Annotated in this window: 20 protein-coding genes, 4 tRNA genes and 1 pseudogene; 5 read left to right on the forward strand and 20 right to left on the reverse strand. The window is 39.0% G+C overall.

Annotation, left to right across the window (positions count from 1 at the left end; genetic code table 11):
• Positions 1-82: 82 nt before the first annotated feature.
• The 6 genes from greA to B4N75_RS08335 form a co-directional block, all read right to left on the reverse strand.
• Positions 83-2,800 carry a transcription elongation factor GreA gene (greA, locus tag B4N75_RS08310; protein ID WP_296668994.1) on the reverse strand — a complete coding sequence of 906 codons (2,718 nt, stop codon included), beginning with the start codon at positions 2,798-2,800 and terminating at the stop codon, positions 83-85.
• A gap of 36 nt (positions 2,801-2,836) precedes the next feature.
• Positions 2,837-3,775 (reverse strand): hypothetical protein, encoded by a 939-nt coding sequence (locus B4N75_RS08315; RefSeq protein ID WP_296668992.1) that lies wholly within the window; start codon positions 3,773-3,775, stop codon positions 2,837-2,839.
• 327 nt (positions 3,776-4,102) lie between these two features.
• Positions 4,103-4,182, reverse strand: a tRNA-Leu gene (locus tag B4N75_RS08320).
• Positions 4,183-4,240: 58 nt separating this feature from the next.
• Positions 4,241-4,313: transfer RNA gene (locus B4N75_RS08325), tRNA-Lys, on the reverse strand.
• A gap of 27 nt (positions 4,314-4,340) precedes the next feature.
• Positions 4,341-4,414, reverse strand: a tRNA-Arg gene (locus B4N75_RS08330).
• 49 nt (positions 4,415-4,463) lie between these two features.
• Positions 4,464-4,535, reverse strand: a tRNA-His gene (locus tag B4N75_RS08335).
• Positions 4,536-4,852: 317 nt separating this feature from the next.
• Between B4N75_RS08335 and B4N75_RS08340 the strand changes: the two genes are divergently transcribed.
• The 5 genes from B4N75_RS08340 (at position 4,853) to csrA (ending at position 9,295) form a co-directional block, all read left to right on the forward strand.
• Positions 4,853-5,293 carry a hypothetical protein gene (locus B4N75_RS08340; protein ID WP_296707125.1) on the forward strand — a complete coding sequence of 147 codons (441 nt, stop codon included), beginning with the start codon at positions 4,853-4,855 and terminating at the stop codon, positions 5,291-5,293.
• Positions 5,294-5,314: 21 nt separating this feature from the next.
• Entirely contained in the window at positions 5,315-7,183 is a 1,869-nt protein-coding gene (flgK, locus tag B4N75_RS08345) for a flagellar hook-associated protein FlgK (RefSeq protein WP_296707127.1), read from the forward strand.
• A gap of 133 nt (positions 7,184-7,316) precedes the next feature.
• Positions 7,317-8,561, forward strand: a complete 1,245-nt coding sequence (locus tag B4N75_RS08350; protein WP_296668988.1) for a flagellar hook-associated protein 3 — start codon at positions 7,317-7,319, stop codon at positions 8,559-8,561.
• Positions 8,562-8,624: 63 nt separating this feature from the next.
• Entirely contained in the window at positions 8,625-9,068 is a 444-nt protein-coding gene (gene fliW / locus B4N75_RS08355) for a flagellar assembly protein FliW (protein ID WP_078929737.1), read from the forward strand.
• Positions 9,068-9,295 (forward strand): carbon storage regulator CsrA, encoded by a 228-nt coding sequence (gene csrA / locus B4N75_RS08360; protein ID WP_273443248.1) that lies wholly within the window; start codon positions 9,068-9,070, stop codon positions 9,293-9,295. Before fliW ends, csrA begins: the two co-directional genes overlap by 1 nt.
• 54 nt (positions 9,296-9,349) lie before the next feature.
• On the opposite strand, the gene tsaB is transcribed toward csrA, so the two are convergent.
• The 14 genes and pseudogenes from tsaB to B4N75_RS08430 all read right to left on the reverse strand — a co-directional run.
• A complete protein-coding gene (tsaB, locus tag B4N75_RS08365; protein ID WP_296707129.1) occupies positions 9,350-10,024 on the reverse strand; it encodes a tRNA (adenosine(37)-N6)-threonylcarbamoyltransferase complex dimerization subunit type 1 TsaB in 675 nt (224 codons plus the stop codon).
• Positions 10,021-10,473: a tRNA (adenosine(37)-N6)-threonylcarbamoyltransferase complex ATPase subunit type 1 TsaE gene (tsaE, locus tag B4N75_RS08370; protein ID WP_296668985.1), complete on the reverse strand. Its 453-nt coding sequence runs from the start codon at positions 10,471-10,473 to the stop codon at positions 10,021-10,023. The genes tsaB and tsaE overlap by 4 nt, the downstream gene beginning before the upstream one ends.
• Entirely contained in the window at positions 10,470-10,739 is a 270-nt protein-coding gene (locus B4N75_RS08375; protein ID WP_296022717.1) for a hypothetical protein, read from the reverse strand. The genes tsaE and B4N75_RS08375 overlap by 4 nt, the downstream gene beginning before the upstream one ends.
• 81 nt (positions 10,740-10,820) lie before the next feature.
• Positions 10,821-11,891, reverse strand: a complete 1,071-nt coding sequence (locus B4N75_RS08380) for a PilZ domain-containing protein (protein ID WP_296668983.1) — start codon at positions 11,889-11,891, stop codon at positions 10,821-10,823.
• The gene (locus tag B4N75_RS08385) at positions 11,892-12,479 is read right to left on the reverse strand and encodes a hypothetical protein (RefSeq protein ID WP_296022719.1); all 588 of its coding nucleotides are present in this window, start codon (positions 12,477-12,479) and stop codon (positions 11,892-11,894) included.
• Positions 12,480-12,537: 58 nt separating this feature from the next.
• Positions 12,538-14,613 (reverse strand): flagellar filament capping protein FliD, encoded by a 2,076-nt coding sequence (fliD, locus tag B4N75_RS08390; protein WP_296668981.1) that lies wholly within the window; start codon positions 14,611-14,613, stop codon positions 12,538-12,540.
• Positions 14,614-14,652: 39 nt separating this feature from the next.
• A complete protein-coding gene (locus B4N75_RS08395; RefSeq protein ID WP_296022721.1) occupies positions 14,653-15,027 on the reverse strand; it encodes a flagellar protein FlaG in 375 nt (124 codons plus the stop codon).
• 114 nt (positions 15,028-15,141) lie between these two features.
• Complete coding sequence (locus B4N75_RS08400; RefSeq protein WP_296022722.1) at positions 15,142-15,996, reverse strand: flagellin; 855 nt, start codon at positions 15,994-15,996, stop codon at positions 15,142-15,144.
• A 441-nt stretch (positions 15,997-16,437) separates the two neighbouring features.
• A complete protein-coding gene (locus B4N75_RS08405) occupies positions 16,438-17,298 on the reverse strand; it encodes a flagellin (protein WP_078929749.1) in 861 nt (286 codons plus the stop codon).
• 387 nt (positions 17,299-17,685) lie between these two features.
• Positions 17,686-18,318 (reverse strand): RdgB/HAM1 family non-canonical purine NTP pyrophosphatase, encoded by a 633-nt coding sequence (gene rdgB, locus B4N75_RS08410; protein WP_296022723.1) that lies wholly within the window; start codon positions 18,316-18,318, stop codon positions 17,686-17,688.
• A 44-nt stretch (positions 18,319-18,362) separates the two neighbouring features.
• On the reverse strand, positions 18,363-19,295 hold the full coding sequence (locus B4N75_RS08415; RefSeq protein ID WP_296668978.1) for a hypothetical protein: 933 nt from the start codon (positions 19,293-19,295) through the stop codon (positions 18,363-18,365).
• 297 nt (positions 19,296-19,592) lie between these two features.
• Positions 19,593-20,573 (reverse strand): DHH family phosphoesterase, encoded by a 981-nt coding sequence (locus B4N75_RS08420; protein WP_296668976.1) that lies wholly within the window; start codon positions 20,571-20,573, stop codon positions 19,593-19,595.
• Between the two features lie 93 nt (positions 20,574-20,666).
• The gene (locus B4N75_RS08425; protein ID WP_296668974.1) at positions 20,667-21,110 is read right to left on the reverse strand and encodes a hypothetical protein; all 444 of its coding nucleotides are present in this window, start codon (positions 21,108-21,110) and stop codon (positions 20,667-20,669) included.
• 20 nt (positions 21,111-21,130) lie between these two features.
• A pseudogene (locus B4N75_RS08430) lies at positions 21,131-21,720 on the reverse strand (ornithine carbamoyltransferase); the annotation flags it as partial.

Below are 21,720 nucleotides of genomic sequence, written 5' to 3' on the forward strand. Positions count from 1 at the left end.
TTTTTTAAGTTCTGCTTTTTTTATTCATTTTTTTTGCAAAAAAAAGGCTGCCTGTCTTGAAGGGCAGCCTCTTTTTTACCTTTTATTTGGCAAGTCTAATCGATTTTACAGTGTAGTCATTTTTGTGTTCGTTAATTGTAAATTCAAGTTTTTCGCCGACTTTTGAATCGAGAATTGCATTGCCAAACGGAGACATGTAAGAAATGATACCTGCATCCGGATCTGATTCCCACGGTCCCATGATAATGTATTTTTCGTCTTTTCCTGTAGCGTTGTTTGTTAGAACGACTTCTGTTCCAAAAGAAACCATCGAAGTTGTAGCAGTTGTTGGATCGAAGATAACTGCACGTGCAAGTTCGCCCTGAAGACGGTTCAAGTCGTTGTTGAGCTTGTGCTGCGCTTCTTTTGCGGCGATATATTCAGCGTTTTCTTTCAAGTCGCCTTTTTCCTTTGCATCCGCAACTTCCTTTGCAATTGCTGGAATGTCAACAGTTGTCATTTTTGCTTCGAGAGCCTTTTTCTCGTCGAGCTTTGCCTTTGTGACGAGCATTCCCTTTGGAGCGTTTGTCTTTTCCTCTTTTGCGCGGAATTTGTAATCTGGATACTTTGAAAGAATTTTGTTGCGCAAAGCCTGCTTGTAAATGCCTTCAAGGTTAACAATGTCATCAACAAGAGTGTAAAGGTGAGTCATTGTGTCCATGTCGCATGAAAGCATGTAGTTTGCATAAGCATTTTCGCCGTCAAAAATCAATTTTATTGCGTTTTTAATGATTTTTTTATTTTCTGTAGTATCAACGTGATTATCGATTTCACGGTAAGACTGATCGATAATGTTTACGATTGTAATCAATTGTTTCTGATAAGAAATTCCAGACTGTTTAAACCATTCGTCGTCCTGACATTCTTCAAAGAAGAAGAGGACTGCATTGCGGTAGTCGCGGAAATTTTCAAATACTTTTACGGCAAGTTTCTGAACTTTTTCTGTATTTCCATTTTCAATAATTTCGTTGAGCATTTTTTTGTTCAGAACTGTCGGGAAAAGCTCAATGTACTGGTCAACCCAGTCAGACAAAAGTTTTATCTGGTTTAGAAAGTCAGCCTGGAAACTTGTATTTTTTGTGTCTTTGAGAAGAGTGTACATTTCGCGAGGATTGTCAATGTCGCGGTAGAGCTGTTCAAAAGTGTAGTTGAGCTGAACTGCCAAAGATGGCATTTCAGCACCTACTTTCTGAACTATAAGGTAAGAAGCTACAACCTGCTCGTTTGCCTGATGTGCGCCTTTTAAAAAACCCTTGAAATAGTTGTACATATCCATGAAGAATTCGCTGTCTTTATCAGCTTCTTCGTTTTTGAAAAATCTCATGAAGACATCTGCACGTGGAGCGAACTGTTTTTCAGCCTTGAATTCGTTGCTGAGTTTTTCTTCTGTAGAAATTTTAGCATCACGAACAATGTATTCGTTAATGTTGTTTGGATTTACACCAAAAATTGGATTTGTTTCGAGAGTTTTTTTTGCGGCCGTGTTCCACGAAGTCCATTCTCCAGGAGTCAAAATAGAAGGAACTAGTTCCGATTTGATTCTTTTGAAGTCGCAGCTGTTTCCGAAAGACTTGATTATAATTTTGAGAGCCTGAGTTTTGTCGCGGTTGTCCTTGAAAAGTTTCTGTAAATCGTCCTTTGATTTTGTTGCCTTGAGAACCCAGATGTGGTCGCGTGCAAGAGGCTGGAGCGCGCTTACTGCCATTTTGAGAGACATCTGCTTAACTCCGTTCTTTCTTCCAAAGTTGATGAAAAGATTGTCATTTTCTACTTTTGTGATGATTCCAACGCCCCATGTTCTGTGGTAAATGAAATTTTTTACGCCAAAAGCAATGTGTTTTTCAAAATCATTGATTGCCTCAAATACGTTGCGGAAATTCTGAGTAAGGTTTGATGAAGCGATAAAGTCGTTGACGTTTGGATTTTTAGCGTATTTTCCCTGGAAGCAGGCTGCAATTTCGTTTCTTGCCCAAGAATCTTTTGGATCGATTCTGAGAATTATTTTGAGAATTTGAATTGCAATATCCCATTTTTTAGGATCTGAAGGCGCGTTGTCTTTGTAGTACGGATAAAGGCCGTGAAGAAGAAGAGAGCTTTCTTCTGCGCTGATTGATTTTTCTACTTTGCGCTGTACGAGAAGGAAGAAGTCAATTTCGTCAGGAATCATAGAAACGAGTTTTGCCCAAGTTTCTTTTAATGCGGTTGGGTTGTTTGTATTAACAAAGCGGAGAAGTGCTTTTTTGCAATAAGCAACGGCATTTTTTACATCGCCTTCTGCTTCGTAATGTTCTGCGAGAATTTTTGCGATTTCAGCTTCTTCAACGTCAATTTTTACAATTTTTTCGTAAAGAGCCCAAGCTTTTGGATCATTTGCTGCACGGTAAATATCTGCAAGTGTGCGGAGGGCAAATTTGTTATTAGGATCAATGTCGAGAATTGTTTCGCAAAGATAGGTTACAACCGGTTCTTTGTAATTTTTCTGGAAAATGTCTACAAGAGTTACCAAATTCGAATTGTCAAGATCTCCATGTTTTAAACCGAGAATTCCCGAAATATAAAGCGCAATGATGCTGTCTTTTGTGTGAGAAAGCTGTTCATCACAGATTGCTTTTATTTCCGCAGTGCAATCCTCTGCTTCTGCTTTTTCGATGATTTCCGACAGCTCGATAAGGTTGTTCTTTGTGTAGTTGCCGATTGCTGCTCTTGTCCAGGTTGCCTCTTTGAGCATGTCCTGTACTTTTGTAACGATTTCTGCAGACATTTTATACTCCTGTAAAAAAAATTATTCCAAAACTTATTATTTTATATACAAGTCATAGACATTTCTGTCTAAAATCTTGATTTTTAGTAAAAGGTCGCTAACTTCGCTTCCAGTCTGGTTTTTCTGAATGTAGTGATCAACTAACCAGAAATACATGTAAATCAATTTTGGTTTTAACTGATTTACATTGTTAGCAGGATTTTTAATTTCGTTTTCCGTTTCATAAATATCCTGCTTTAATTTTAAAACCTCTACGCTCCGAAGCTCACGCTTTATATTAAAAACTCCATAAAGAACCGCATAAACTGGAATCCAATATTGAAGTTCTGAGCCGCTGTATCCGTGGTCGTCTTTTATTTTCTGAACAAGACATTTTATAAGTTCTGAATCTAGCATGCTTATATCGATTTTTCTCGCATCGATAAAAAATGCTTCCCGAAAAAGAACTTTTGACTCGTTTTCCAACCCGCACAGGGCACAGCAGTCGGCCATTTCGGCAATTATCTGCGCCGAACCAGGAAGAAATTTATTTGCCTCCATAAGGTTTGAACGCGCAATGTCGTACTTTCCGAGTTTTTTGTTGCAGATTCCGATTTTTAAAAGCAAATCTGCCTTTTGAGCCGGAAGTCTTGTATTTTCCTGTGAAACAGAACTAAAACTGTCCAGTGCAAGAGAAAACACTCCTGTCTGCACCGAAAAAACTGTTCTTGCAAAAATTTCTTTTTTTTTGCCGAACGCTTCCTCGAAAGTTTTCCACTGAAATAGAATGCTTTCTCCACGTTCGTAAAAGTCGGATTTTGCCAGTTTTTTTATAAAATCAATCCAATAAGAACAGCACCAGACTGCAAAATCAATCTCTTTGTTGTCGAGGTTGAATTCCAAAATATCCGCAAGAAGTTTTTTTGCCTCTGCTGGCTCTCCTTGAGAAAGCATTTTGTAAGCCTGTTTTAATCCTTCTTCAGATTGAACACTCATAACGACTGTATTAAATTTATAGCAAAATGGGGGTGTTAGTCAATAAATTATAAAAAAAAGCAAAAATGGGGCATAATTTATACTTTACTTGAGTAAATAAGTCAATGGTTTTTTCTGTTAATTTTTTTTAATTTAGTTACACGTAAAAATAACAGAAAGTTTTTAATAAAGACAGCGAATTTTTGGTTTGGCTCTAAGTTTTGGACGGAAAAACAACATGCAGCTTGTTTTTTTTTGAGAAAATTAAGAATGAATTTAAAACCAATAGAGGAAATGACTAGATTAAGAAAAAATATGTTTGCTATTTTTTATGGGGGGGAAGAATTTTGCGAGAGAAGGGACTTGAACCCTTACGCCGAAGCACTAGATCCTAAGTCTAGCGTGTATGCCAATTTCACCACTCTCGCAGATTACGGCAAGGACAGAAGTCTCGATCCCGATTTTTTATTTCGTAAAACCGAAATATGAGCGACCGGGGGCTCGAACCCCGGACCCACAGATTAAGAGTCTGTTGCTCTACCAACTGAGCTAGTCGCCCGAAAATCTTATCAGTTTTTATACAATATGCGTCTGACACGGCTCGAACGTGCAACCTACGGATTCGAAGTCCGTTGCTCTATCCAGTTGAGCTACAAACGCGTTGTATTTAACCAGCGAGCTCCAACACATAAAAATGTATTTGAATGTGGGTGCCTAGTGGGGTTCGAACCCACGACAGCCAGATCCACAATCTGGAACTCTACCGCTGAGCTATAGGCACCGTGTAACTGATGTGAATAATTCTATCAAAAAACGAAGATTAGTGTCAAGATGAAAAATTGTGATTTCTGGATTTTTTAAAAATTTGAATAAAAAACTGTCAAAAACTGAGGAACTTGTTTTTTTTTGCGGAAATTTTACGCCGGGGTGGAGTTGCGCGAAGCGTTCGCAGACTGAAAGTATGCGAATGAGCGTTTAGCGGAACAACGTAACACCGGAGGAGACAAAAAAAATTCGTCCAAAATAAAAAAACGGTTCTAATAAGAAAATAAATTAAAGGGTGGCTTTTGTTTTTCCGAAAATAAATTGAGGAAATTTATGGAACAGGCTTTAAAAATGCAGTTTTTGGAAATTTTGAAAAAACAGTCTTCTTTGCTGGATGAAATTCTTGTTGTTCAGAAAAATGTTCACGAATGTGTTGTAAAGCGGGTTTGGCTCGAACTTGAAGAGTGGCTGGAAAAAATGCGCTGTTTAAGCGATGAATTTGCCGAACTTGACGGACGCCGGGAAAAAATTTCTTCGGAAGTTAGTTTTTATTCGGAGCTGGAAATTGCCGTGCTTGTCCGCGAAGTAAAGTCTAAGCTTTTGAAGTCGAAAATTGAAAACAAAATTTTAAATGAATATATTTTTAATACTAGGAAATTTTTGAAAGGAATTTTTGAAGAAGTTTTGCCTGAGCGCAGAAATACTGTTTATTCGCATTATGGAAAAATCGTAAAGCCGGAACTTCACAATGTTGTAATAGACCAGATTGTTTAGGCTGGAACGGAGGAAAAAAATATGGCTAACGCTTTTGCAGGAATTGAACTTGGAAAAAGAAGCATAATGGCTCATTCGCAGCAGATTCAGACTGCCGGCCACAATATTTCAAACGCTGATACTGAAGGTTACAGCAGGCAGCGTGTTCAGGTTAAGACTTTTGATCCTCTTTACAGACCTGACCTTGCTCGTGCGGAAACTCCAGGACAGATTGGTCAGGGAACTACGATTGAAAGCATAACTCGTCTTAGGGATGAAATGCTTGACCAGAGAATTGCTGCGCAGTCAAACAACGAATCTTACTGGGCTACTCGCGAACAGTATTACACTATGATTGAGCAGGTTTACAATGAACCGAACGATGTTTCTGTCCGGACGAATATGGACAAATTCTGGCAGTCTTGGCAGGAGCTTTCTGTTTATCCGGAAAGCAAGGCTGCCCGTCAAGCCGTTGTTACCCGTGCGGACAGTTTAACTCAGTCTATTTCTGGCCGCTATAATTCTTTGGCTGGAATAGGAACTCTTTTGAACGGCGATATTGAAGCTACTGTAAAGCAGGTAAATGATTATGCAAAGCAGATCGCTGATTTGAACGGCGAAATTGTGCGTTCCAAGGCGATGGGCGATAATCCGAACGATCTTATGGACAGAAGGGATTTGCTTGTTGAGAAGCTTTCTGGTCTTGTGGAAATAACGAGCGACAGCCGCGACAGCGACGAATTTATGGTTCACGTCGGCGGACAGGTTTTGGTTCAGGGAAGCGTTGCCCGCGGTTTTGATCTTGTTGCCCAGGCTGACAATAATGGTTATGACAAGGTTGTGTGGAAAGACACCGCTCTTAACGCTGACATAAAATCTGGAAAACTCGGCGCTTTGATTGAGCTGCGTGACAGTGATATAAGAAACGAAATTCAGGCATTGAACACTATGGCTGTAAATTTTGCTGATTTGGTAAACGATGTTCATCGCGCTGGAATCGGTGCGAACAATGAGACAGGGCTTGATTTTTTTGTTCAGCATCCTTTTGTTACTGATGTCAAGGGAAATTATGACCGCAACGGTGACGGTGAAGTTGATACGTCTTATATTTTCCGTTTTTCCGGTAAAAATTCGTTAAATCCTCAGGAAAAAGTCGGACTTGACGGTGTTATGACTTTGTCAGGCCATTCAGGAAATATTGCTGTTCCATATTTTGCAAATGACACTGTGGAAGATGTAATTGCAAGGATAAATGATTCTCAGGGCGAGGTTAAAGCTTATCTTGACCGCGAAAATAAACTCGTTTTAAAAGCGGGCGCTTCTGAATCAATGGAAAATCCAGACTTTGTGCTTCGCCATGTCGAAGATTCAGGACTTTTCCTTGCCGGTTATTCAGGCATTTTGAACGGAAGCGGCGCAGAAAACGCTTATGATTTTGCTCGCGCCGATGCGGTTGATTCTCTGGCTGGAGAATATTCTGTTGCTCCTGTTATGAATCCTGGCGGATATATTGCCGTTAGCGAAAAAATAAAAAACGACCCGAATTCAGTGGCGACAGGTTTTCCGAACGGCCAGGGAAGGGCTTCGATTGGAGATGCCCGTGCTGCTGTAGAAATTGCTTCAATCCGCAACACTGACGTAATGATTGGAACGAGCCGCACTTTTGACGACTATTTTGCAGAAACTGTCACAAATGCCGGTCTAAAAGGCGAACAGGCGGAAAATATGCTTTTGAGCCAGAATGCGATTATGAATGATTTAAGGAATTTTAGGGATTCTATCAGCGGCGTAAATATCGATGAGGAGCTTGCCGACATCATAAAATTTCAGCATGGATACAACGCTGCGGCAAAATATGTTTCTGTAATCGACCAGATGCTTGATACGATAATCAATCGTCTTGGCGTTTAGTTTTTATCTTTACAAGTTTGCGTTGCAAACTTACTAATCAATTGCAATTTCTCACTTTGATACGGAATTGCAGTAAAAGGTCAATCCTAAAACTGAAGTTTTTAGCTTGGCTTTTTATGGGAGAAATAAGGCTATGAGAAGAATCAGCAGTCAGATGAATAACAACAATACTCAGAACAATCTTCGTATTCAGGAACGCCGCTTAAATAAAATAAACAACCAGATAGGAAGCCAGCAAAAAATTCAGTCTTTGCGCGATGATCCTGTTGCTGCAGGCCATCTTGTAAAATATCAGTCTTATCTTAACCGCGTAAACAATTTTGAAAAAAACGGACAAACTTTAAGCGACCAGTTTGTGTATCGCGAAGGTTATATGCAAAATTCTCTTGATATTATGCAGCGTGTGCGTGAGCTTGCAGTTACTGGAGCAAACGGAATTTATAATCAGGACGATTTGCGGAATATGGCTGTAGAAGTTGATGAACTTTTGCAGGAACTTGTTCAAAACGCGAATGCTACTGGTCCTGACGGAAATTCAATTTTTGCAGGCACAAACACAAACTCTCCTGCGTTTGAAGTTGATTTAGGTCATGTTGACGGTGCTGTTCAGCCTTTGATTTCTTCTGTTCGCTATAACGGAACGATTGATAAGAATAAAGTTGAAGTTGATGAAAATAAATATATTACAGTGGACAATGTTGGTTCAAAGACATTTTGGGCGGAACCTCAGCGCCTGTTCAGCGGACGTGACCTTTCTTCATGGCAGGCAAAGGAAAGCGGCGTAATAAATATCGACGGTCAAAAAATTCAGATGGAAAGCGGAGATACAGTATATTCTCTTGTTGCAAAAATCAACAGTTCAGGAGCCGCTGTAAAGGCTGCTGTCGATCCTGTTACGAACGGATTGAACCTTACAACGACGGATTCTCATCAACTCTGGCTGGAAGACGTTTCTGGAACTGTTTTGAATGACCTTGGAATAATAAAAGATTCAAGTCAAAAGCCTCCTTACAATATGGCGGATAATGTTCGTGTTTCGGGCGGTTCTCTTTTTGACAGTGTAATTTTGCTCAGAAATTCCCTTTTAAAAGGCGATGGAGATACAATCGGAACTCGCGTTCTTGCCAGCATTGACTCTGGAATAAACAATCTTACTACCCGCGTTGCAAAGTCCGGAAGCGAATATGAAAGGCTTCAAAACGACATTGTGCGGAATTCTGCGACTGCGCTGAACGTAACTTCTCAAATTTCTAGGGAAGGCGATCTTGACATAACACAGGCCATTACCGATCAGAAAATGCTTGAATATACCCAGCAGGCAACCTTAAGCAATGCCGGAAAAATGTACAGTTCTTCTCTCTTAAACTACATGAAGTAAAGTTTAAATTTTGAGATAAAAATTGAATGAAATTAAAAATAATTGGGAGGAAAATTTTTAGCAATGGAAGTAAAAACAAAAACAATGGGAACTGTCAATGTTGATGAAAGTCAAATCGTCAGTTTTCCAAACGGTCTTTATGGTTTTGAAGAATATCATAAATATGCGATTATAGAGGCGGAATACAAACCTTTTTACTGGCTTCAGTCTCTCGACGAACAGAACCTTGCCTTTATAATCGTTGATCCGTTTTTGATTGTAAATGATTATGAACTCGACATTGATGACAGAACTCTCTGTGAAATCGGCATTGATTCTCCGGGCGATGTAATTTTGTTCGCAATAATTACAGTTCCGGCAGACGGAAGCGCTGTAACTGCAAATCTTCAGGGGCCGATTGTTATAAACCGCAAAAATCGGACAGCTCTTCAGGTTATACTTTCTGATTCAAAATGGACCACAAAGCATAATATCATCAAAACTTTAAACGATAAGGAAAAAAAGTAATGTTGATATTGTCAAGAAAAGTAGATGAAAAAATAAAAATTGGCGACAACATTACAATCACTTTGATTGAAGTTCGCGGAGATCAGGTTAAAATCGGGATTGAAGCGCCAAAAAATGTAAAGGTTTTCCGTCAAGAAGTTTTTAATGCAATTCAGACAGAAAACAGGGAAGCTGCCGCAAATTCGCAGACTCTCGAAGCGCTTTCTAAATTCTTAGGCGGAAAATAAGTTTTTTTGAAGAAAAAGTTAGTCTAATCAAGAATAAAAAAATCGGCTTAAAAACTACATGTTTTCCAAGGCGATTTCTGCTTCGCTTTTGCGCAGATATTCAGGCCCTTCAAAATCTTTGAGGGGCTCTTTTTTTTCTTCAATCATTTTTTCGGCAATATTGAAAAGATTTATGCAGGTGTTTATTTGCGCGTCAAAATAAATAACGTCCAGAGAAGGGCTGTTTTGTTTGAGTTCTTCTGCAAAAAGCTTTGCATCCGATCCGACGCAGAGAACTTTTTTTGTTTTGTCGATTACGGAAATTACTTTTTCTATCGTCGTGTCTTCCGGCTCAAGAATTGTCTTTTTATTTTCGTAAATTCCTGCAAAAAACTGTTCTTTTTTTGCATCGACTGTCGAAATTACAAGTCCTTCAAAATTTTTAAATGGCGAGGCGTAACATTCGAGTGTGGAAACTCCATAAACAGGCTTGTTAAATGCCAGCTCAATTGATTTTAAAGCGGAGAATGCAAGCCTCAAACCTGTAAAAGTTCCCGGACCTTTGCATAAAACCGTGTAATCGAGTTCTTCAGGTTTTAAATCGACTTTTTTTAAGACAAAATCAATGGCAGGCAAGAGTTCCTGGCTTTGTTTTTGTCCTATATCCAGCGACAGAGAAGTCGTAATATCATCATTTTTCGCGCTGACTGTCATGCAGCCAGATGCGCTGTCTATTGCTAAAGCTTTCATTTTTTTCCCCATAAAAAGTCGCCGTAAGGCCAGTTTTCGAGCGTAATTTTTCTTCGGCAGCCATCGGCGCTTTTCTGAGGCTCAAGCCGAATTATTATTGTTTTTTTTGGAAGCGAATCCATAATTTTTTCTGACCATTCGATTATGCTTACGCCGTTTCCATAAATCAATTCTTCTGCGCCAAGATTTATAAAGTCGTCAGTTCCGTTAAGGCGGTAAACGTCCATGTGATAAAGAGGAAGTTTTCCTTCGTATTCGCTTATGAGGCAGAATGTCGGGCTAGTGATTGTATCTTCAACTCCAAGAGCAATCGCAATTCCCTTTGTAATTGTTGTTTTTCCTGCCGCAAGAGTTCCCTGCATTGCAAGAATATCGCCTTTTTTTAATTTAGAACCTATTTTTTTTCCAAATTCAATTGTCTGCTCTGGTGAATCTGTATAAAAAGTCATATTGGTAATAATCCTTCGTTGTCCATTGAAAGAATTTTTTCTTTTATTGATTTTGTTACAGGCAAAACTGGATAATCAAAATTTGTGCCGTACGGATAATTTAATGTGACTGTCTTTCGTCCGAACGGATCAACTTCTATTGTAAAAGAAATCTCTACATCTTCCTGCTTTGAGAGAAAATCGATTTTTGCAATTGCAGTATAATTTCGGCGGTAATAAATCAAATTATCTTCAACGCCAATAGAACTGATTTCTAAAACTTTCATGTCTTTACAGAATAATCTAATCTAATTTTACCGTCAATAACAGTATTGCTGTTAAAAAGTCTTATGAATTTTTTTTGCATTTCAAAATGTTTCATAACCGCAGGCGAGTGCATTTATTCTATTCATAATATTTTTTTCAATTTTTACAAATTTTATGTGAATAATATATTCGTTATTTTTTGTTTTTGTAGTTCGGATTATAAAGCCGATTGCGCAGGCTTCTGTTTTTCCGTCAAAAGGAGCTGTTACTTTTAAATATTGCTCTGCTTTGATGGCAAGTTTTGTTGTTATCCTGCATCCTCCGGCAGAAATATCTAAAAGTTGTCCTTCATGTATTTTTTCGCTTGCTTTATATTCTGTTTTGTTGCCGTCAATTTCTGGTTTTACATAAGAAAAACTGCAATCTTGAAAAAGGTCAATTCTCGGAAAAGCGCGTTTTGTTCTGGAAAATATTTTATCGCTGTGGGTGCAGACAAGAAGGTCTGTATCTCTTTTCCCTTTCTGATAACGCACAACCCGGACTTCTATTTCGTAAGGCATTGAGTCTTTGTACACAAAAATCAACTTTATTTTTGAAAGAATTGCTGGTCTGTCCTGGGCAGGCAAATCTTCCGGAAGCTGAAAATGAAGTTCGTACTGATTTGAATCGACAAGAACGGTTAAAAAATGAATTCCCTGCGATGGAGTGTAATTAAAAGTTGTTCCTATTGGAATTACGCGCGAAGTTTTTATAATGGCAGAAGATTCAAACGTTTTTACAAGTTTTGCCCTGAGCGAAAAGATAACTGATTTTGCATTTTCATCTTCTGTGTTTTTTAATGAATTGAATTCACTTTTTAAGTATGAATTAAATGTATTTGTTTTATTGAGAATGTAATTTATGTTTGGGAGCGGATGTTCTGTGCAGATTTTAGAGAAAAGTTGTTTTTCGTCAGTTGAAAGTTTTGCGCGTTTTGAAATTTCATTTATATTTTTTTTTGAAGTAGGGCGGTTTTTGCTTTTTTCTGCATATGAATCTGAAATTTTATATTTTTCGAGAATTTTTGAGATGCCCCATAGAATTACAAGTATTGTCGCAGCAATAAGAGCAACTAGCAGAACGGAAAGAATATTTATGGAAAGCCTTGCTGCAATCGGTGAACCAGAATTCATTTATGCCTCCAGAGCGTCTGCCAGGCTGCCGAGCCGCGGGCTGATTTCGTATTCTGCCAAATCGCCCAAAAGGACTGTGTCCTTTGATTCAATAGCCTGTTCAAAGTCCTTTAGAATCGGAGACAAATCTGCGAAAAATTCGACAAAAGTTTTGCCTTCGATTTTTATTTTTCCAAATTTCTGAGGAAACAAGGCGGAAAGACTTGCTGTGTGGCAAATGCTGTCGATTAAATCAGCAAGCGAAGTAATTATTGAATTTGCTTCATTGTCTTTTCCAGCCTGAAATTTTACAGGAAGTTGTTTTAATTCTTCTGAAAGTTTGCGGCAGATTTCTTTTTCTTCGTTGAAAGAATTTTCGATTGCATCCTGACTTATAATTTCAAGTTCAATTTTTGTGTCCGGACACAATTGTTTTTCGGCAGTTTTGTCAAAATCTTCTGCACTGATATTTTTTCCGTCAACGATAATGCTTATGGTCGTTGCGTTTGATTTCGCACATTCTTCTTCAAAACCTCTGAGAACATCTCCGATTGTTTTTTCGTTTTCGAGCTCAACATCAATCTTTGTCCCGTTTACATAAAATTCCATAAATTTTTCCTGTTTCTGTAAGTTATAAAAATTCAAATTTTAGCTTAGATATATTTTACTATTGTTTTCCGTTGTTTGCAAAGTTTGAGATTGTATTTGACTGTGCGTTCAGACTGTTCAAGGTTCCTTCCATCTGTCCGTATTTCGACCTTAATTGCGCTTCTTTGCTGTCTATTTGACGTTCAAGAGTTGCAATCTTTGTTTCGGACGATTGAATCCTTGTTTTGAGAGTTGCGTTTTTATTTGCGATTATTCCGCCGCTCTGAACCCAGGAACCTAGCTGCCTGTCGAGTTGATATGCAATGCCTGAATCAACGATTAAATCTCCGTCAGAATCGTATCCAAAAATATTTTTTATCTGATCGAGGTCGTTTTCCAGAGCCTTGTCCAGCTGTTTTTCGTTTATTTCAAGGTAACCGCGGAGCTGGCTTGCGGAATATCCTCCTGAAGAACCTGTCGCCCTTGTTGAAATTCCAAGCTGATTGAGCATTGTTATTGCCGCATTTTCTGACCAGCGGTAACTTCCAGAAACAATTGATTGCAAGGAACTTTTTCCGGAACGTAGGGAACTGTCTCCAAAAAACATTCCGAGCCTTTTTTGCGCGTTTTCCTGCTCATCGCTTGTAAGATAATCTAATTCAGAAATAATTTCCGGCTTGTTTTCGCTCAAAATGTTCATTTCTGCCAAAACCTGATTGTAAGTTCCTACAAATTGAATTAGAGCGTCTTTTGCAGATTCTTTGTCCGGTTTTATGTCGATTGTCGCGGTCTTTTCAGTTGAATTAAATACATTCAGCGTTACATGAGGAATTACATCGTCTATTTTGTTTGTCGGACGGTTTACAGTAATTCCTTCGTACTTGATTATTGCATCTCCTGCAGTTGAAACCGGATGCACAGCTTCGTAGCCCAAATCTTTTTTTGAGTCATAAACCGTAAACTTTGAAACAGCAGCCGCTTCTCCTGTGTTTCTGTTTCGTATAACAATGCTCTGAATGTCCGGATAATTTTTTAAATCAACTTGAACTGTTTTTTCTCCAGTTTCTTCATCAATAGCAAGACTTGCGGTCTTAATCTGAGTTTCCTTTCCATCGGCAGTTCTTGCGTAAAAGTCTGTTTCGCCGGCAATTGGCGTAAGCAGGGTAGGAGGCACTGGCGGAAGTTCAACTTGTGTCTTGTCGTTAAAAACAGTCACGTCTTCGTAAGTAACTTTGCCTGCTTCCTGAAGTTCCGGCCGGGTAGTGCGGATAAGGTTTAATTCATCGGTTATATCCTGGGTTTCAAAGGTTGAATACGTGAATTCAATTCTATTATTCTTGTTTTCAAGAATTTCGTCATTAAGTTGAAGTTCAAGTCCAGAGCGCGGAGGAAGAATATAGCGGTTTTCTTCTGAATCCCATTCAACTTCTTTGCTTGTAATTTCCGGCATTCCAGACTGTTCTACCGCAGGAACTGGAAATTCGTCCTGAGGCGAATAAAAATCTTCCAAAGACGTTCCGATTTCCTGAAAGTCAGCCTTTGTTTTTGCAATGATTCCGTGTTTCAGGGCGAATGAAAGCGCATCATCCTTAAAAATTAAAGTATTTTCATCGCCAGTTTTTAATGACTCAAGTAAAAGCGACTGTTTGCTGTTTGAAACACCGACGATGCTTGCTTTTATTGTGTTTGCTCCGCGTTTATTGAGAGAATTTACAAATTCCGAAACTTTTCCGCCTTTCCAGTTAAAAGAAATCGTTTTGTCTGCAACCTGAAAACTGTATTTCCCTTTTGGAATTGAAAAATCTTTGTCCAGCTCTTCCGAAAGAAAACGGTCTGATGTCGCCGGTTTTACAACATCAATTTTAATTTGACCGTAAGCTGCTTCTCGTCCGGGTGTTGCGGTTATTGCATTTTCGTCAGTTGAAGTCGAAATTTTATTGTTGAAGGGATTGTCAAATGAGTAAAGAGTTTTTGTATTTGTGCGAAGAGCCGTCATCTTCTGGCTCATTCCGTTCCAGGCATTTTGCTGTTCCTTGTACCTGTCGAGCGACTCCTGCTCCCTTGTAAGCGGAAGCCGCTCTTTTTTAATCAATGCTTCAATAAAATCGTTAGTCTTATATTTGTCACTGACTCCAGGTATTGATATATCAGCCATGTTGTAATCCTGTAAATTATGCTAATGCAAGAAAATGAATTAAATCATTTCGTCAAACAATACTCCGATTGCTTTCCGTATTCTTACTTTTAACTTTTGAATGTCTTCGGAAGGAATTTGTTTTATGACTTTATCAGTTTTTGAGTCAACAACGGTAACAACGACTTGATTCAGTTCCTTATTTACCGAAAATTGGACTTTTCTACCCGAAACAACATCTGATAGTTTTTGTAATTGACGGACATCTTCTTGTAATTGGGCATTTTTGTCGGAAATGTTTTGAACCACTTGTGCAGCATCTGCCATAGGCATCTTTACTTCCAGTTTTTGCGGAATTCTAGATGCATAAACATTTGCGGAGTTTGCTGATATGCGGCCATCCATTGCCGGCTGCCCTATTGAACTTATTGTCATGGGGCTTTCCTCCTGAAAAATGAAAGAAGAAGGAGGGCGCACCCCTTCTTCTTTACGCTTTTATTCTAAAAAAGATAACATCCAGGAATCTCTTAAATAATAAAAGCGATTTTGCTATCTGAGCAATGCAAGTACGTTCTGTGACTGGCTGTTTGCCTGTGCGAGCATTGCTGTACCAGCCTGTGAAAGAATCTGGTTTTTTGTATACTCAACCATTTCAGAAGCCATATCTGTATCACGGATGCGTGACTCAGCAGCCTGAAGGTTTTCTGCAGCTACGCCAATACCGTTAGAAGCCATTTCAAAGCGGTTCTGGTATGCACCGAGATCTGCACGCTGTTTTGAAACTGTCAAAAGCGCGTTGTCGATTGATGCAATAGCCATGTTAGCTTTGTCTGGTGAATCAATTCCAATCTGTTCATCAGATCCCTGGGCTCCTTTAAGTCCAAGAGCTTCGGCTGTCATAGTGCCGATGTATACACGAGCGTTCTGGTCAACATTTGCACCGATCTGGAACTGCATAATGCGTCCTGATACTGAATCTGAAGCGAATGCGCCTGTAAGAGTATTCATTCCGTTGAACTGAGCCTGGGAAGCGATACGATCTACTTCTGCAACGAGCTGAGATACTTCAACCTGAATCTGCATACGGTCTTCATCGCTGTAGATGCCGTTTGATGACTGAACTGCGAGTTCACGAATTCTTTGAAGAATGTCTGTAGTTTCCTGCAAATATCCTTCTGTAGACTGAATGAAAGAAACACCATTCTGAATGTTTCTGTTGGCTTGATTCAATCCACGAATTTGGCTGCGCATCTTTTCAGATACTGCAAGTCCTGAAGCGTCATCGCCAGCTTTGTTAATGCGCTGACCTGAACTGAGTTTTTCGATGTTTGCCTGCAACTGTTCATTAGAAACTCCCAGTGTGCGATTTGAGTACATCGAACTCATATTGTGATTAATAACCATAATTTGTGCCCTCCATGCAAAAAAACATACGACTTCATGCCGTAAGTCCTGCCATTGTGCGGTTTGCAGTCGGTTTTGCGCCCCCTTCTGCAGTTTTAGTCCATCAGCAGGAACTGTTATTCGTATTCTGTATAAAAATACTAATAACCGTCCATACTGTCACAAGGTCATGGAGAGCTGTTTTCAAAGATCATTGGCATTCCTAAAAAAATGCCCGGTTTTTCAGATAAAACTGCAATAAAATTACAGCTTTTTGTTCTGCAAAACTCTATGAATAAGATTATAGCAAAAAAATCTGCTAAATCAAATTCTAAAGTTAGGTTTTTAGTGTTTTTTGTGAAAAAATAAAAAGAAGTAGAACAAAAACACCGCAAAATTTGTCAGAAATTCAAAAATGATTTTAAAATCATACTTAGATTTCTGACAAATTACTATACAGCACTATCTAAGCAAAGACAATACGTTCTGTGATTGTGAGTTTGCCTGAGCAAGCATTGCTGTTCCAGCCTGTGTGAGTACCTGGTTCTTGGTGAATTCAACCATCTGCGAAGCCATGTCTGTGTCACGGATGCGTGATTCAGAAGCCTGCATATTTTCAGCTGAAATATCAAGTCCGCGAACTGCATATTCCATGCGGTTCTGGTAACCACCGAGATCGGCACGTTGCTTGTTAATCTTTTTAAGAGCTTCGTCGATAGTTCCGATTGCGCGGTTGGCCATATCAGGAGATGCCAAACTCATTGGAGTTTCAGTACCGATTTCGCGGATACCGAGAGCTTCCGATGTCATTGTTCCGATGAATACCTGCATACGCTGATCCATGTTTGCTCCAATGTGGAACCACATAGAACCTGTAACAGTGTTTTCACCTGTAGACTGCGCAAAACGTCCTGTGAGCATGTTCATACCGTTGAACTGTGCTGTAGATGCAATGCGGTCTACTTCTGCAACGAGCTGAGAAACTTCAACCTGGATCTGCATGCGGTCTTCGTCGCTGTAGATGCCGTTTGATGACTGAACTGCAAGTTCGCGGATACGCTGCATGATGTCTGTTGTCTCCTGCAGATAACCTTCTGTAACCTGAATGAAACTGATACCATTCTGTGCGTTCTGAGAAGCCTGGTTCAATCCACGGATCTGGCTGCGCATTTTTTCAGATACCGCAAGCCCAGAGGCGTCATCACCAGCGCGGTTGATTCTTTCGCCTGATGAAAGCTTTTCCATGTCTTTTTGAAGACCCTGGTTAGTTACTCCTAACTGTCTGTTTGAATACAGAGCTGACATGTTGTGGTTAATGACCATAATTTTTTCCTCCATGGAAAATTGTCAATCCAAAATCCTTTTTGGACTGTTTGTAAAAGGAAACTTCTGCATTTACAAGGCTACATCCATTTCCTTTTACATTGACTTGTTTGGACATCTGTTTCATCGAAACATTTCTGCCCATAACTTGTCTTTATTCTTATCGGCATTGGAAATAAATATCTTTAATAAAAAATTCAATTTTTTTTGAACTTTTTGAAAAAAATAGTTGAGCGAGGAAGTGCAATTTTACGTGCAGGCAGATTGCAAAATTTTCTGGCATAAAATAGTCAGCTATACTATGTACAAAAAAACACGGTCTGCCAATTTTTTGTGACAGACCGTGCATTGTAGTGTAATTCAAGATGAAATAAAAAAAAATGAATTTTAGCCTTGTTTATTCAGATTTTTTAAGATGTCAGAAATTGCTCGCGCTGCTTTTCCGCGGTGAGAAATTCTATTTTTTTCTTCGGCTGAAATTTCTGCGACAGTTTTTTTGTATTGCGGAAGATAGACAATAGGATCGTAGCCAAAACCTCCGTTTCCTGCCTGTTTTTTTATGTCGTCGATTAGCTCGCCTTCAAAGGTTTCCTGGGCGACAAAAAAACGTTCACTGTTTATGAGCAAAACCATTGCGCAGACGTAAAAACATCTGCGGTTTTTTGAGCCTGTTGCGTTAAGCTGCAGAATAAGGTTTTCATTCTGCTCGTTTTGCGGCATTTTGTGACCGTCTGGATAACCGCGCATAAATTCTGGACCTGCATAGCGTGAAGTGTAGATTCCTGGTGCGTTTCCGAGGCTTTCTACGCAGATTCCTGAATCGTCTGCAATTACAGGTTCATGGACAAGCTCGTAAAGGGCGCGCGCTTTTATGAGGGAATTTTCGTAAAAACTAGCGCCTGTTTCTTCTGGATCAAATTCGATTCCAACGTCTGCAGGGATTAAAATTTCACAATCAGAGAGAATTTCCTGCATTTCTTTCTGTTTGTGCCGGTTGCCGGAAGCTAAAAATAATTTCATAAGCTAAATATACTCCAAAAAAAAAGTGGTTACAATAAACGAATTCACTCATCGTCATTTTTGCCGTTTTCCTCTTTATAATTTTGGGCATTTTCAATAAATGGCATAAAATTGAGTGTTTTTTGACGGTGGGTTAAAAAAAACGAAATACGCCGCTCTTTTATTCCTGTAACTTTTGCAATTTCTGCAACTGTAGGAGAAGCAACAAATCTGTGCTTTAGAAGGCTGTTGATATTTTTCCAGCTGTTTGTCTGGTTTTCGTATTTTTCCGAAAGTCTGTTGTAATAAGATGAAGATGTATCGATTTTCGAAATCTCGAAAAGACCTCTCTTATGAAAGAAAAATGCGCGGTTTCTCCGTTCAATCATATAATTTCTTTTTGACCTTTTACAGGCTGTCCTTAATTTTAACTCCTCAATTTCCTGGCAAAAATGTTCATGGTTCATTTTTAAAAATTCAGATATGTTTTTGAGCATTGCAGGATCTATTTCGTTGCAGGCTTTGCAGGCGCAAATGTGAATGAATTCCTTTAGAATTTCCTGCTTTTTTTTGCTCATGTTGTCCAATGTTTTTGAAAAATTTCGTTTTGTCTGAAAATTATGGCTTTTTTCGATGTAGTCTTCGTTCATTTTTTCCTGTCTGTATTCAAAGTCAAGAATAGACTGGTCTTGCAGGCATTGTTCGCCAGCTTTTGTTTTTACCTGTTTTTTAACCCAATTTTTGTAAGTATGCTTTATGCATGCTCTTAGAAAAATTGTAAAGTTGATGGAGCTTTTTGTGTAATTTTTTACGTATTGAATAAAAACTGAAGAGCCGAAGAGCAAAAAATCGCTCAGCTGGTCTTCTGTAAGCGTAGAAAGTCCATATTTTTTCGGATTTTTAAAGATTTCTTCCCAGATGATATTTCTGGCCATTTGCTCCGTAATTTTTTTTGTTTTTAATAACTGCGGAACCTGAAAAATTTGAATTTGCTGCATTTGCTGCCTCCTGTTTTGGAAACAGCAATTTTTATGCCAATTTTTTTTTATGTAAAAATGATGAAATTTTCGTATTTTCTTGCAGGTTCTTGCAAAATCATCCAGAAAACTTGCAAAAAAATTCATTTTCTTGCAAAAACTTGCGGCTTTCTTGCAGAGTTATGCAAATTCTTGCAAGAACTTGCAGCTTTCTTTCGGAATTATGCAAATTCTTGCAAAAACTTGCAATTTTCTTGCAAAATCATGCAAAAACTTGCGAAATCTTTAAACTTTCTTGCAAAATCTTGCAGAAAAACTTTATAAAATTTTTGCAAATTCTTTTTTTATTTCGGGAATAAGGTTTTCCAGCTTGCCCTGAATGCTAAAACCTGCTGCATTTTTATGGCCGCCACCGCCAAAATGAGAGGCAATTGCACTTACGTCACAGTCGTCTCTTGAGCGAAGTCCTCCTGTACAACTGAATTCCGTATCTTGGCGCAAGAAGGCAACAGCCTCGATTCCTGTCGTTGCAAGGAGAAGTGAATAAAGCGCGTCGCTGTCTCGTCCTTCCTGACCGTATTTTTTTGTATCTTCCAAAGTTTCGTATGTAATTGCAAGTTTGTCGTTGCAAACTCTTTCTGTTCTGCCTAAAAGAATTCCGAGAAGTTTTCGTGTTGAATAAGGACGGCCGCCAGTTATCTGGTCGTAAACTTTTCTAGGATTTACGCCTGCCTGAACGAGTCTTGCTGTCTGTAAAAATACTTCTGTTGAATCTGAATTAAGAAATTTAAAATATCCTGTGTCTGTGCTTTGTCCTATAAAAAGATAATTTGCAACTTCCGAATCTACAGGGCCGATTAATTTTTCGTAAATCTGCTGAACGAGGCAACAGGCGGCAGGAGCAGAGGAATCGATTATGCAGTTGTCAGATACATCGGCAGTAAGGTGATGGTCTACGATAAAAGTGTCCAGTCCTGTCAAATCTCCTTCAATATCTCCAAGCCTTTTTAATTCTGAGCAGTCAAGAATTATAAGACCAGTTTCTTTTCGTTCCGGCTCTGACAAAAATTGAGGCGTGTCTGAAAAAAAATGTGCTTTTGAAGCGATTTCATTGCGTTTGAACGGACCGGCGCTTAAAAGCTGGTATTCAAGATTTAGCTTTTTTAGAATACAGGCCATTGCAAGGCAGCTGTAGATGCAGTCTCCGTCTGGCTCTTTGTGTCCGATTACAAAAAAGAAATTGTGCGACTTTAAAAATAATTTAAATGAATCGATTTGTTTGTCAGTTATGATTTTCATAAATTTTCCTGTCAAAAAAAAGAGCCATCATAGAAAGGACGGCTCTTTTTCTTTTTGAGACTCTAAAAAGAAATGTGAATCTTTAGAGATGTTTTAATAAACTATGTCGAATGTATCTTTGTCGGCATTTACCTGGACGTTGCTGTCTGCTACTCCCCAGGCAGAATCTGCACGGCTTATCGGCATTGTAAGAATTACCTGTTCAAATTCTCCATTGCGGTAGAGAACTGTCATATAAGGAGACATTCCTGTAGAAAGCTTGCGGAATGCGAGTTTTCTTGGTGAAGATTTGTACCATTTTTTTGGAACTACAACATTGCCAACTTCGCGATGACCTTTTGCATACATTACGATGTAAGCATCTTTTTGGTCGAGGACTCTGTAAACTGTTACATTTTTGTAACTCATTTCAGATTCATGAAATTCCTTTTTGTAAGAAGGTTCTTGTTTGTCTGCGCTTTCCTGTGCAGTTGCGCTAAAAATGAATCCAGCAGAAAGAACTGCAGAAATAAGTCCAACAATGAGAGTTTTTTTCATCTTGAATCTCCTGGTTATGGCTAGATAAGTGCCAGCATGATTGCTTTAATCGTATGCTTGCGGTTTTCTGCTTCGTCCCAAACTTTGCTTGCGGAACTTTCAAAAACATCCTCGGTAACTTCCTGGCCTAAGACCGCTGGAAGACAGTGCATAAAAATTGTGTTTTCTTTGCCTGTCGCAGTCATAAGTTCTTTGTTTACCTGATACGGTTTGAGCAAACGGGTTCTTTCTTCTTTGAGCGCTTCTTCACCCATCGAAACCCATACGTCAGTATAAAGGCAATCTGCTCCTTTTACAACCGAAATATCATCTGAAATTTCAATTTTTGCTCCGCTTTCTTTTGAGAACGGTTCGCACAAATCCTGAATGTCTTTTGGAGGAAAAAGTTCTTTAGGGGCGAATATTGCAAAGTCAATTCCCAGTTTTGCAGAAATAATCATAAGGGAGCGCGCTACGTTATTGCGTCCGTCTCCGCAGAAAACCCATTTCAAGCCCTTGAGTTTTCCGAAATTTTCCTGAAGCGTAAGAATATCGGCAAGTGCCTGCGTAGGATGAAATTCGTCTGTAAGTCCGTTAATTACTGGAATTCCTGAAAATTCTGCAAGCTGCT

The organism is Treponema sp. UBA7570 (genome assembly GCA_002477955.1).
In the GTDB taxonomy this organism is placed as follows: Bacteria; Spirochaetota; Spirochaetia; order Treponematales; family Treponemataceae; genus Treponema_D.